Raw genomic sequence first — 12,374 nt, 5'->3', positions numbered from 1 at the left:
ACTAGTGCCAGCGGCGCCGTCTGCCAGGGAAACGCCGTAAGGTGTGACGTGACGACTTAATGTTTCTCTGCGTCCCGTGCATCGTAAAACTGGTCGTCGCGCAAGCCACATCACGCTCTGAGACTCGCACTGCGCACACGTTTCTCCCTGTCGATACCGGGGAGGGGGCGTGTATGGTGTGCTCTCGGAGGAAGGAACACTCTTGGCAAACGGCAAGAAGCTCGTCATCGTTGAGTCACCGACGAAGATGAAGTCAATTCAGGGCTATCTCGGCGACGACTATGAGGTGCTCAGCTCGGTCGGTCACATTCGCGACCTGGCCGATAAGAAGAGCATTCCGGCCGAGAAAAAGGCTGCATACGGCAAGTACTCCATCGACATTGAGAACGGCTTCGACCCGCTCTACGTCGTCAGCGACCGCAAAACAAAGACGGTCCAGGAGCTTAAGCGTGCCCTGAAGAACGCCGACGAAGTGCTCCTCGCAACTGATGAGGACCGCGAAGGCGAGGCCATCGCATGGCACCTCCTCGAGACGCTGAAGCCCAAGGTTCCGGTGCGTCGCATGGTCTTCCACGAAATCACGAAGGACGCGATTCAGGCTGCCGTCCACAACACCCGCGAACTGGATACCGCGCTCGTCGACGCGCAGGAAACCCGCCGCATTCTCGACCGCCTCTATGGCTGGGACGTCAGCCCCGTGCTGTGGTACAAGGTTCAGCCCGGTCTTTCCGCCGGCCGCGTGCAGTCCGCCGCGACACGCATGGTTGTCGACCGTGAGCGTGAGCGCATGGCGTTCGTCTCGGCCAGCTACTGGGACGTTGACGCAGACGCAGCGAAAGACAACAACAACTTCCGCATTCGCCTCGTGCGGGTTGATGGCGCATCCCTCGCCCGCGGCACCGACTTCGACGAAAACGGCAAGCTGAAGAAGGCCGTTTTGGTCTTCACCGAAGCCGAAGCCACCGCACTTGCCGACGCGATCACAGCCGCTGGTTCCGGCGATGTGACAAAAGTTGAAGCGAAGCCAGGCACCCGCAGCCCGTACGCGCCTTTCACGACCTCGACGATGCAGCAGGAAGCGGGCCGCAAGCTCGGTTTGAGCGCCAAGAACGCAATGTCGGTGGCGCAGAAGCTGTACGAAAAGGGTTTCATTACCTATATGCGTACCGACTCGGTGTCGCTGTCTGCCCAGGCGATCACCGCCGCCCGCACGCAGGCTGTCACCCTCTACGGCGACGGCGCGGTTCCGCTCAAGCCCCGTGTTTACAAGTCGAAGAGCAAGAACGCGCAGGAAGCGCACGAAGCTATTCGTCCGTCGGGTGAGACGTTCCGCACGCCGTCAGAGGTAGCGTCTGAGCTCAACCGCGACGAGCAGCGCCTTTACGACCTGATCTGGAAGCGCACGGTCGCCAGCCAGATGTCTGACGCCAAGTTTGAGACCACCACGGTGACCGTGGCTGTTGCTGCTGGCGACAAGAAGGCCGAATTCACGGCTTCCGGAACCGTCTATACCTTCAAGGGCTTCCTGGAGGCATACGAAGAGGGCAAAGACGAAAAGCGCAGCGATGCCGACAAGGCCGCTGACCAGTCGCTGCCTGCACTTGCCGTTGGCGACTCCGTGTCCGTGCGCGACGTGGAGGCGAAGGGGCACAAGACCACGCCGAAGCCGCGCTATACCGAGGCATCGCTGGTGAAGGCATTGGAAGAAAAGGGCATTGGACGCCCATCGACCTTCGCGAGCATCATCGACACCATTATCGAGCGCGGTTACGTCACCAAGCGTGGCCAGGCACTGGTGCCAAGCTGGATGGCCTTTAGCGTTGTGCGCCTGCTGGAAGAGAACTTCAGCTCGCTCGTCGACTACGACTTCACTGCAGCGCTGGAAGATGACCTTGACGCGATTTCGCGCGGCGAGCAGAACCGCGTGGAGTGGCTGAAGGAGTTCTACTTCGGCTCAGACAAGCACGTCGGTCTGCGCCACATTGTGGACAACGTCGGTGACATTGACGCGCGTGCGCTGAATGCGACGTCGATCACCGAGAATTCCACCCTGCGCTTTGGCCGCTACGGGCCATATCTTGAGGTTGTTGACCCGGCGAACCCCGAGGCGAAGCCGCGCATCATCAACATTCCGGAAGATCTCGCGCCCGATGAGCTCACGGCCGAGAAGGCAATTGAGCTGATTGAAGCTCCGGTTGCTGGTGACCGTGTGCTGGGTGAAAACCCGGAGAACGGGCGACTCATTGTCGTCAAGGATGGCCGTTTTGGTCCCTACGTGCAGGAGCTCCTGCCTGCGGAGGACGAAGTCGTCGACGAAGCAACCGGTGAGGTTGTTGAGGCGCGGAAGAAGGCCAAGAAGAAGGCCGACGAGCCGAAGCCGCGCACGGGCAGCCTGTTTAAGTCGATGGCTGTCGACACCGTTGATCTGGAGACGGCGCTCAAGCTTCTTGATCTGCCGCGCGTTGTTGGCCTCGACCCGGAGTCGGGCGATGAGATCACCGCCCAGAACGGCCGGTTTGGCCCGTACCTGAAGAAGGGTGCGGACTCGCGTTCGTTGCAGACCGAGCAGCAGATCTTCGACGTCACGCTTGCCGAAGCACTCGAGCTGTATGCGCAGCCGAAGTACGGTGCCCGCAAGGCATCGAGCGCGCTGAAAGAGTTTGACGCTGACCCGGTATCGGGCAAGCCGATCCGTGTGCGCGATGGCCGATTTGGGCCGTACGTGACCGACGGCGAGACGAACGTGACGATTCCGCGCGGTGAAACGCCGGACGACATCACGTTTGAAAAGGCCGTTCAGATGCTCGCTGACAAGCGCGCCAAGGGTCCAGTCAAGAAGAAGGCTCCCGCCAAGAAGGCGCCGGCGAAGAAGACCACCGCGACGAAGACTGCGGCGGCCAAGAAGACGACGGCGGCCAAGACCACGGCAGCGAAGAAGACCACGGCTACGAAGACCACGGCTACGAAGACCACGGCGGCCAAGAAGGCTCCCGCAAAGAAGGCGGCGGATAGCGAGTGAGTGCTCGCGGGCTCTGGATCACGATCGAGGGCGGAGACGGCTCAGGCAAGACGACGCAGTCGGCCTTGCTGATGGAGTGGTTGCAGACCCTCGGCCGCACGATCGTGCACACGCGTGAACCGGGTGGCAGCGAAGTCGGCGAGCTGATCCGCAACATTGTCTTGCACCACCGCGGCCATATTGCGCCGCGTGCCGAGGCTCTGCTGTATGCCGCCGACCGTGCGCATCATGTGGCGACCGTGGTGCGCCCAGCGCTCGAGCGCGGCGACATTGTGCTGCAAGACCGGTACCTCGATTCCTCCGTCGCGTATCAGGGCGCTGGCCGCGTGCTTGATGCGGGGGAGGTGCGTGACCTTTCGCTCTGGGCAGCAGAGGGTGCGCTACCGGATGTCACGGTGCTCTTGGACATTGACCCGGTTATCGCGCGGCAGCGTCTCGACGCGGCCGACAAGCCTTTCGACCGTCTGGAAGCCGAGAAGCTGGAATTCCACACGCGGGTGCGCGATGCCTACCTCGCGTTGGCTGCGGCGGAACCAGAACGCTTCATCGTGGTGGACGCGCAACAGTCAGTGGACAAAATAGCCGACCAGATACGTACCCGCGTACAGCGAGCGATCAACGCTGAGTGACTCTGTCCGTCGTCTTCTCGACGATGAGCGCCGCTCTTCTGGCGCATCGACGCGTTCCAAGCGAAACGCCAGACGGCGTCGGTGGTGCCGTCTAGGCTGGTGGCATGACTTCCGCGCCTGGCACACCTGCTGATTCCGCCTGGGACGCAGTGTGGGGGCAGCCCGCAGCGGTCGAGCAGTTGAAAAATGCAGCCGAAAACCGTGCGGAGATGACGCACGCTTGGCTCATCACCGGGCCCCCTGGTTCCGGCCGCTCGACCCTCGCCTACGCGTTCGCAGCGACCCTCATCGCCCGTGACGCGAACGATGAGCACACCGTGCAGCAGGTTCTCGCCGGAACCCACCCCGACCTCGTGCGCCTGCGCACCGAGGGCGTCATCATCCCGGTGAAAGATGTGCGCGCTGCCGCGGCCCGAAGCTATCTTGCGCCGTCTGTCGGGCGGCACCGTGTGGTTGTCATCGAAGATGCCGACCGCATGGCGGAGCAGGCGTCGAACGCGATTCTGAAGGCGCTCGAGGAGCCGCCGCCTGAGACGGTGTGGATCCTCTGCGCACCGAGTGACGTTGACCTGTTGCCCACGATTCGTTCCCGAGTTCGCATGGTGCGGCTGGCGGAACCAGAAGTCGCCGACGTTGCGGATTTGATCGTTCGTCGCACCGGGGCTGACCGCGCTGTCGCCGAGCAATCGGCACGGCATGCGCAACGTCACATTGGGATGGCGCAGCGGCTGGCAACGAATCCGGTGTCGCGCGAGCGCCGGGAGAAGACGCTGCGCGACACGCTTCGCGCGCGCACCGTCGCCGATGTGGTGGAGGTCGCTGCCGCAATTGTGCAGGCCGCGACGGATGACGCCAAGACGCTCACAACAGAGCGCGACGCTGTCGAACGTGCCGAGCTGTTGCGAACGGCAGGCATCGCAGACGGTGCCGCGGTTCCGCCCGCAGTCCGGTCACAGGTGACCGCGCTGGAAGACGCACAGAAAAAGCGTGCCACCAGAAGCGTGCGTGACGGCATTGACCGCGTGCTCACCGACCTGCAATCGCTGTTCCGGGATGTTGTGCTCTGTCAGTTTGGGCGCACGGATGACATGATCAATCGGGAGCTCGAGAGCGACATTTCGTTCGTTGCGTCGGCATGGCCGCCGGATCGCACGCTTGCCGTGCTTGACGCCATTACCGATACGCGTGACGCGATCGAGCAGAATGCTGCTCCGTTGCTCGCCCTGGAGAGCTTGCTGGTGACGATCACGACCGGAAGGACACCGTGAAAATCAAGGCCATGAGGCGCTGGAGCGCTGCCCTCGCGAGTGTTGCGATCGGCGCAATCGCGCTGTCTGGGTGCTTTTATGCAGCCATCCCGGAAGGCGCAGGCACCAGCGGCCCGAGCGTGATTCCTACCAAAGCACCGGTGACCGACGGTGTCGCTGACGAATTGGTGTCGTATTACGGGCAGACGCTCGAGTGGGAGGTCTGCGACGCCAACGAAGACATGGACTGCACCATGGTGCAGGTGCCGATGAACTACGCCGATCCGGCAGCGGGCGATATCGAGATTGCCGTTGTGCGGTTACGTGCGTCGTATGGCCACGCGCAGGGCTCATTGCTGATGAACCCTGGCGGCCCAGGTGCCAGTGGCTTTGACTTTGTGATGACGGCGGCCACCTACGTCTTTTCGAAGGAGCTTCGCACCGAGTTCGACATCATTGGTTTTGACCCGCGCGGTGTCGGCGCATCAACCGCGGTGACGTGCTTCGACGGTGCCCAGATGGATTCGTACCTATACGACATTCCCAAGAATGAACGCGGCTCAGATGCGTGGAGCGCAGAGGTCGATGAACGAGCCGCAGAGTTCGCGCAGGCATGCACTGAAAACACCGGCGAGCTGCTCGAGCACATCACCACCGAGAACTCCGCCCGCGATATGGACGTGCTCCGCGGCGTCTTAGGCGACGAGACGCTGAACTACATCGGCTTCTCATACGGAACCTTCCTCGGGGCCACCTACGCGAAACTGTTCCCAGAGCGGGCCGGCCGCCTTGTGCTCGACGGTGCGATTGACCCGGCCATCCCAAGCGCGGATGTCGGAAAAATTCAGGCAGTCGGTTTTGAAAACGCGTTGCGCGCCTACATGAAGGGTTGTCTCGCTGCTAAGGATTGCCCATACAGCGGCGACGTTGATGAGGCGTTGACAGACTTGAGCGAGCTCCTCGCTGAGCTCGATGCGCGCCCCATCACGATTGCTGATGGTCGCAAACTGGGCGCTGACTCGGCCTTCACCGGCGTCGTGTCGGCAATGTACCAGCAGGGCTGGTGGCCTGTGCTGACGCAGGGGCTCGCCGAGGCAGAAGAGGGTAATGGGGAGACCCTCATGTACCTCGCAGACGTCTACAACGGGCGCGAAGGTGCCGAGCTGTACTCCGACAATTCGACCGAAGCCTTCAACGCGTACAACTGCATGGATTATCCGGATGACATGACCGACGCAGAGCTCGACGACGTCGATGCCTACGTTCAGAAAAACGCGCCAACGATCGCACCATACTGGTCAGGCGGCGATACCTGTGCGGCATGGGCGTACCCGCCGTCCGGAACCCGTGGCGCCATCACAGCAGACGGCGCAGCACCAATTCTGGTGGTCGGAACCACGAACGACCCTGCGACCCCATACGAGTGGGCAGTATCGCTCGCTGAGCAGCTCTCCAGCGGTGTATTGCTGACGCGTGTCGGCGAAGGGCACACCGCATACGGCCAGGGCAACTCGTGCATTGACGATGCGGTCGATACGTTCTTGCTTGAGGGAACTCCGCCCGCAGACCAGACAACCTGTAAATAGCCGGCGGCGCGGGGGAGCGCATGTGCGCTTCGACCCGCCCGGGGCGCAGGCCATGTTCATGACCATCGAAAATATGCGCTAGGCTATTTCAGGTTCGTAACACGCGAATTCCACCGGCTCACGCCCGCGGAATTCCGATTACAAACTGGAACGCCACCTTAGCTCAGTGGTAGAGCATCCCACTCGTAATGGGAAGGCCATCGGTTCGAACCCGATAGGTGGCTCCACAGAAAGACCCCCGGCATGCCGGGGGTCTTTCGCTTTGTACCGACCTGGTCGTTGAGCGAGCGAAGCGAGACGCGTCGACCCGCTACGATCGATGGGTGAATGATGCCCTCAATGTGCTCGGTGCCGTGACGGACGTTTTCACGTGGCTGGGAGCGCTGGCGACGGGCTTCTTCGCGATGATGGTGTTCGTGATCGTCGCGCAGCAGAAGACCTGGGTCAAGGTCGACGCCATGCTGGAGACCGAAGGTTCGGCTCGCGTCGCACGTTGGTTTGATGACCGTGCCGGAACCGTGGGCGCGGCAATTCTCACGCCAGCGCAAGCAGCGGAGCTGGGTGATGTTGATCACGCCACGATCTGGGTGCAGCCGGGGCGTACCGGCGCGGTGCGGCTGAAGGCGGTGTCACCGGCGCGACGGCCAGCCACGGCCGCTCTCGTCGCAAGCGCGACGCTGCTCGTGCTGAGTGGCGGCACGTCGATCGCACTCATGATCATCGGCGGCTGACGGATGTCTGCCCGGCGCGTAGGCTCAGAATATGACTCGCGCATTGTTTATCGTTGACGTTCAAAACGACTTCACCGAGGGCGGCGCTCTTGGTGTCGATGGTGGTGCGGCCGTTGCAGCGGCCGTATCGTCATACCTGGCCGAGCACGCACGCGACTACGACCTCATCATCGCGTCGCGAGACTGGCATAACGCTGATGACGACAACGGCGGACACTTTGCGGCGGAGCCCGACTACGTCGACACGTGGCCGGTGCACTGCGTCGCCGATACCGAGGGTGCCGCGTATCACTCAGCGCTCGACGTCTCAGCGGTCACGCACCATGTGAAAAAGGGGCAGGGGAAGCCGGCATACTCCCTGTTCGAAGGGCAGACCGATGCGGGAGAAACGGCTGCTGCGCTCCTCAACGCCCACGGCGTGCTCTCGGTCGATGTCGTCGGCATCGCCACTGACCACTGCGTTCGAGCATCGGTGCTTGACGCGATTGAACACGGCGTCGATGTGCGCGTGCTGACGACGATGATCGCCGGTGTCGCGCCGGAGAGCTCACAGCGAGCGATCGACGAAATGGGCCACGCGGGCGCCGAGATCGTCACGGACTAGTGCCGGAGAAAGAATAAGACCGAGCCGCTGAACGCCTCTCGGCGGAAGGCCGCTCGTAGCGGCAAGTTTTGGAGCCCGGGGTTAGCGGCCCGGCCAATAGATCATAACGCGATTGCCGCGGAACGAATTCCCGAGATTCTCAGAAACGAAGCACAATCGCGCGTGTCTCCTGATGGTTCCGCTCTGCTCTCTCAGAAATCCTCAGATCAGGAGGCCGGAACGCCACAACCGGGCCGTCGTCGACAAATCTGATGCATACGTGGCGAGGCGCAACGCTCGCGTGGTGAGTTCGCTCGCGCGCTGCGGTTCGGTCAGCTCGTAGTCATCGGCGATATGTGTGGCACCTGCAGCCTCGACGCGGCAGAAGGAAGCCGCGCGCTCGAGTGCACTGGCAAAGTCACCGTCGAAAACGCCGCGGAGGATTGTATCGGCCAGATTGATGAGTTCAGCAGGGCCTGCGGGCGTCGGTGCACCAGCGATGACGGGGTCTGCGGACGACAGCTCTGCGCTACCCCGCTCATAGAGGAGGGCAGACATAGTGGCGTCGTTGTGGACCATGAGCTGGAGGAGGTAGATGCGCCACAGTGCGCCTGGCAATGATCGAGCGGGTGATTGCGACCAGAGTTCGGCGATGGTCTCAATGCCGTGCACAGCGGTGAACTCGACGAGTTTGGTGACGGTCTCGGGGTCAGCCTCCGTGCGAACACGGCTCAGCAGGGCGCTGGCTGTGGCGTGGGCGACACGAGCGTGTTCGGCAGGGTCGATGCTTCCGAAGGCGACGTCAAACATGGAACTTGGGCGTTTGATGGGCTTGTGAAATGCATCGGACACCATTCCAGCGTACGCGCGATCGGTGGAAAGCCGATGACGGTGTGTCCTGAGACGAATGCCGCTTGATGAACACTTATGAGGAGAAACACATAGTGCGCGCGAGGTGCGCCACGATACGCAATACTGATCACGCGCCGCGGGGACACGGCGCAGACGCTTGAGGGGGACGTCATGGCTGAGATTGTGATTGCCGGGATTCTGGGGATTGGTGCGCTCTGTGCGTTCGTCGTCGCGATAGAGAGACGAAGTGCTGCGGCATTTCGTGGCGACGCCGTCGACACGCGTCACGAAGAGGTCTTGAGCCCCGCTAAGCTAGAACCTACGGGCCTCTAGCTCAGTTGGCAGAGCATCGGACTTTTAATCCGCGGGTCATGGGTTCGAGCCCCATGGGGCCCACGATGAAGGGCGCACCTCTTGGTGCGCCCTTCATCGTTTTCACGCGATAATCTCGCGGCTAGGTTGTTGCGATCACAATGATGGGATCTGTCGTTGGCAGGCCGGTGGGGGAGCCGCCGGCGTCTTCAATCGTGACCGCGATGACGTCGCCGTCGTGCATGGGCTCGTCAACCACGGCAGTTGCTTCGCCGCCACCGCTCGTCGTGAAAACACCGCCAGAAATCGGTCTCTCGCCGCGAACCAGCCAAAGTTCGTACGCTTGCCCTGGTTCCAACTCCGCCAAGCCCTCGGTGACGAGTACTGCTTTAGCGAGTGAGGCAGACCAGTAGGCGGTCGCCTGCGCTCCTGACGGAAGCTCAGCCGTAGCGTGCGCGGCATCGTCTGCGGCACGCACTTCTTCCAGCGCGATCACCGCAGCTGGCCTATTCAAGCTGGTCATGATGGTCGTCGTGGCCACTCCGATGCCGACCAAGAGCACCACGCTTGCGGCGAGTGCGAAGAGGCGGCGGCGCCATGCTCGTGGCTGCGCCGGTTCTGGCGCGCTCAGCGGCACTTCTGGCGCGTTGTGGGTAGGAGCACCGTGTTGCGGCGTGGCCGCGATCCGGGTGAGAAGCTCACTTCGCAGCGCGGGCGGCGGCGGTACATCGACGATGCCATCCGCGAGTGCCGCACTCGTCTCCTCGGCGTCAATCGCGATCCGTTCCCACTCCGGATGCTCGATGAGCGCTGCGCGGTACCGAACTTCGTCCTCATGAGAGAGCGAGTGGAGGGCATGACCGGCGGCGAGCTCGGCGAACTCGTTCTCTGTCATAACATCACCCCCAAGGTGGTTCGAAGTTTGGCGAGGCCGTCGCGCATACGGGTCTTTATCGTTCCCAGTGGTGTTCGTAGCAACGCCGCGATCTCGCTCTGAGAATAGCCGCCGTAATATGCCAAAACGATTGCTTCGCGTTGCGCATCGGGCAGGGTCGATAGTGCGCGAACGACTTTCTGACCTTCGATGCTGAGCTCAACCTGCTCGGCGACGCTGTCGTGATCGACACCCAGGTCACGCAAGCCAGCAGCGATATCGCGGTCGCTACTGGACTGCGATGATCGCACCCGGTCAACTGCTCGCCTGTGGGCGATGGTGAAGATCCAGGTGCGTCCTTGCCCTTTGTTCGGAGCAAACCGCGCAGCGGATTGCCACACGGTCAAAAAGACCTCCTGCAGCACCTCTTCGCTCTGTGCTCGATTGATGACAACCTTCAAGACGAGAGCGAATACGCGGGCAGACAGCATGTCGTAGAGCTCGGCGAACGCGCCTTGATCCCCGGCCGCGACGCGCACGAGAAGTTCCCCGACGAGATCCCTCGCCGGGCCTTCTTCGTCAATCTCCGCGCCGTCGATGACCATTGACTCCAGCATGCACCATGCCGTGGCGTTCCCAGTCATAAGAATCACCCAAAAGTGAACGAATACGCTTCGACGCCGGGGGAGACCTCGACCGTGAGTTGGCCGGAGGACAGCGCGGAACCATCCACAAGCGCGTAGGACCGCGGGGTGCCATTGACGGTGATGGTGCGTTCCTTGCCATCCTCATCACGCACGATGATGGTTCCGCTTCCCGCCAGCACCATCCTCACCTCTGCGGCACGGAAGTTCAGCCGAATACTCGCGGACTGGGTGGTCGGAGTCGCGAATTGCGTCTCGATCGTCCAATCTCCTGCCAGGGCGAATGAGTCGGCAGGCTGCTCCTGCGGAAAGGCGAACGATCCTTCTCCCGAGCGATATGGTTCCGCTGCGCCGTAGTTGACATCTTTGCTTGAGCCGAGAAACGTCTCGGGTGTGGTTGCGCCAATCTCGGGAGTTTCATCGGCCGTTTCCGTTGCTGGCGGTAACGCAACGCCGGGGTTGGCGTCTTCGAGCAGTTCGCGAATCAGCATTTCGGTGGTGGCATAGTTGCCCTCTCCGAAGGAGATGGCTCGCACCACGCCACTCGCGTCGATGAGGTAGTGAGCTGGCCAATAGCGGTTGCGATATGCGGTCCAGGTGGAGAGTGAGTTGTCGAGCGCGATGGGGTAGGCAATTCCGAAATCTTTCGCACCGGCCGCGACATTGTCGGGGTTCTTTTCAAACGCGTACTCCGGGGAATGGACGCCAATGATCTGGAGCCCGCTGTCGGCATAAGCCTCGTACCACGCGTTGACGTGAGGGATGGCGCGCTGGCAATTGATACAGGAGTATGCCCAGAAATCGATCAGGACGACGTTGCCTTTGAGGTCGGCGATGTCGATTGGTTCACCATTGGGCGTGTTGAGCCACTGTTCAATGCCTCGGATCGCGGGTGCGGTGCCGCACTCAGCGAGTTCATCTGCGCCGCTCTCACAGTTGTCGAGCTGACGATTCTCATCGGTGACGAGCCCACCAAGCCCGAGCGCGGACTCTCCGGCGTCCGACTCCGAAAGGTCTTTTTGGAGGCCAGCGGTGTAGTCAGGAACAAGCTGCTGCAGGGCCTGGGGCACATTGAAGATGAGGCCGACAGCCAATCCCAACATGGCAACACCAGCCGCAATGCGGAGGCCGCGTTCGTGGGTGCGGAAAGCGCGGATTCGCTCCACCACGCCGCGTCCTGCGAGCGCAAAGATCAAAAGCGGTACCGCAACTCCGGCAGCAAATGCTGTTGTCAGCATGATGGTTCCCACGCCAATTTGTCCGGTCGAGCCGGCAACGATAATGGCGGCCAATACGGGGCCAGCGCACGGCACGAAGACGGCACCAAGGGCAAGCCCCACTCCGAAGCCGTTGCCGCGGTTTTTCACGTTTTTGGAGGGGATCCAGCCGAACGGTTTCTCCAGCAACCGCTCCACCTGCGGAACCAATAGTCCGACGCCGATCAGAATCAGCACGATAATTCCTGCCCACCGGATGATGTCTGCGGGCAGGCCGAGCGCTCCGAGGAGGAGCGACCCGACAAGTGTCACGAGAGTGAAGCTGAGCATGAGGCCGAGGATCACGAAGTAGGGGCGGCTTCGACCGGCCGGGATCGCGTCATCCTGGCCCTCGAATTTCGCTGATTGGGCCCCGGCGGTGAGGAAGATGACCGGTAGTACGGGAAGGATGCACGGCGAGATTCCGGTGATGAGCCCGCCCAAGAACCCAATAATGATTTGATCCATCACGATCCTCGTTTCTGTCACCGAGGATTCGTCGTGCCTGCCCAATTGGATGGCACAAATCTTTTTTCGTTTTCTTCCCATCCAGTATGTGGATGTCTCCGAACATCGTTCAACACCGCGGAGAAATCGCGGAACAACCGCCGCGTTCAACACGCGGCTATACCTCGGAGGTA

General features: G+C 61.8%; 11 protein-coding genes and 2 tRNA genes. 9 read left to right on the top strand and 4 right to left on the bottom strand.

Annotation, left to right across the window (positions count from 1 at the left end; translation table 11 throughout):
* Positions 1–202 precede the first annotated feature (202 nt).
* The 7 genes from topA to KTJ77_RS09450 all read left to right on the top strand — a co-directional run bounded on the left by topA (position 203) and on the right by KTJ77_RS09450 (position 7,816).
* Positions 203–3,019, top strand: coding sequence for a type I DNA topoisomerase (topA, locus tag KTJ77_RS09480; protein WP_217338141.1), 2,817 nt, complete (start codon positions 203–205; stop codon positions 3,017–3,019).
* The gene (tmk, locus tag KTJ77_RS09475) at positions 3,016–3,648 is read left to right on the top strand and encodes a dTMP kinase (protein WP_217338140.1); all 633 of its coding nucleotides are present in this window, start codon (positions 3,016–3,018) and stop codon (positions 3,646–3,648) included. The genes topA and tmk overlap by 4 nt, the downstream gene beginning before the upstream one ends.
* Before the next feature lie 104 nt (positions 3,649–3,752).
* Positions 3,753–4,916, top strand: coding sequence for a DNA polymerase III subunit delta' (locus KTJ77_RS09470; protein WP_217338137.1), 1,164 nt, complete (start codon positions 3,753–3,755; stop codon positions 4,914–4,916).
* An 11-nt stretch (positions 4,917–4,927) separates the two neighbouring features.
* Positions 4,928–6,481, top strand: coding sequence for an alpha/beta hydrolase (locus tag KTJ77_RS09465; protein ID WP_217338136.1), 1,554 nt, complete (start codon positions 4,928–4,930; stop codon positions 6,479–6,481).
* 152 nt (positions 6,482–6,633) lie between these two features.
* Positions 6,634–6,708: transfer RNA gene (locus KTJ77_RS09460), tRNA-Thr, on the top strand.
* Between the two features lie 96 nt (positions 6,709–6,804).
* The gene (locus KTJ77_RS09455) at positions 6,805–7,212 is read left to right on the top strand and encodes a hypothetical protein (protein WP_217338135.1); all 408 of its coding nucleotides are present in this window, start codon (positions 6,805–6,807) and stop codon (positions 7,210–7,212) included.
* Between the two features lie 31 nt (positions 7,213–7,243).
* On the top strand, positions 7,244–7,816 hold the full coding sequence (locus KTJ77_RS09450) for an isochorismatase family protein (RefSeq protein WP_217338134.1): 573 nt from the start codon (positions 7,244–7,246) through the stop codon (positions 7,814–7,816).
* Positions 7,817–8,017: 201 nt separating this feature from the next.
* Here the strand turns inward: KTJ77_RS09450 and KTJ77_RS09445 are convergent, their stop codons facing one another.
* Entirely contained in the window at positions 8,018–8,647 is a 630-nt protein-coding gene (locus tag KTJ77_RS09445; protein ID WP_217338133.1) for a DNA-directed RNA polymerase subunit beta, read from the bottom strand.
* A 171-nt stretch (positions 8,648–8,818) separates the two neighbouring features.
* On the opposite strand from KTJ77_RS09445, the gene KTJ77_RS09440 reads away from it, so the two are divergent.
* Both KTJ77_RS09440 and KTJ77_RS09435 read left to right on the top strand, forming a co-directional pair.
* Positions 8,819–8,980: a hypothetical protein gene (locus KTJ77_RS09440; protein ID WP_217338132.1), complete on the top strand. Its 162-nt coding sequence runs from the start codon at positions 8,819–8,821 to the stop codon at positions 8,978–8,980.
* Positions 8,971–9,043 (top strand) — tRNA-Lys (locus KTJ77_RS09435). Before KTJ77_RS09440 ends, KTJ77_RS09435 begins: the two co-directional genes overlap by 10 nt.
* A 58-nt stretch (positions 9,044–9,101) precedes the next feature.
* Here KTJ77_RS09435 and KTJ77_RS09430 read toward each other — a convergent pair.
* Genes KTJ77_RS09430 through KTJ77_RS09420 form a run of 3 tightly spaced genes read right to left on the bottom strand, consistent with a single transcriptional unit; the run spans position 9,102 to position 12,201 of the window.
* Complete coding sequence (locus tag KTJ77_RS09430) at positions 9,102–9,854, bottom strand: anti-sigma factor (protein WP_217338131.1); 753 nt, start codon at positions 9,852–9,854, stop codon at positions 9,102–9,104.
* Positions 9,851–10,450: an ECF RNA polymerase sigma factor SigK gene (gene sigK, locus KTJ77_RS09425; RefSeq protein ID WP_217338427.1), complete on the bottom strand. Its 600-nt coding sequence runs from the start codon at positions 10,448–10,450 to the stop codon at positions 9,851–9,853. Before sigK ends, KTJ77_RS09430 begins: the two co-directional genes overlap by 4 nt.
* A 32-nt stretch (positions 10,451–10,482) precedes the next feature.
* On the bottom strand, positions 10,483–12,201 hold the full coding sequence (locus KTJ77_RS09420) for a cytochrome c biogenesis protein DipZ (protein ID WP_217338130.1): 1,719 nt from the start codon (positions 12,199–12,201) through the stop codon (positions 10,483–10,485).
* Positions 12,202–12,374 lie beyond the last annotated feature (173 nt).

This window comes from Microbacterium sp. NC79 (assembly GCF_019061125.1).
Taxonomy (GTDB): domain Bacteria; phylum Actinomycetota; class Actinomycetes; order Actinomycetales; family Microbacteriaceae; genus Microbacterium.
The sequence above is the reverse complement of the archived record's forward strand: the minus strand, read 5'-3'. Positions and strand labels throughout refer to the sequence as shown.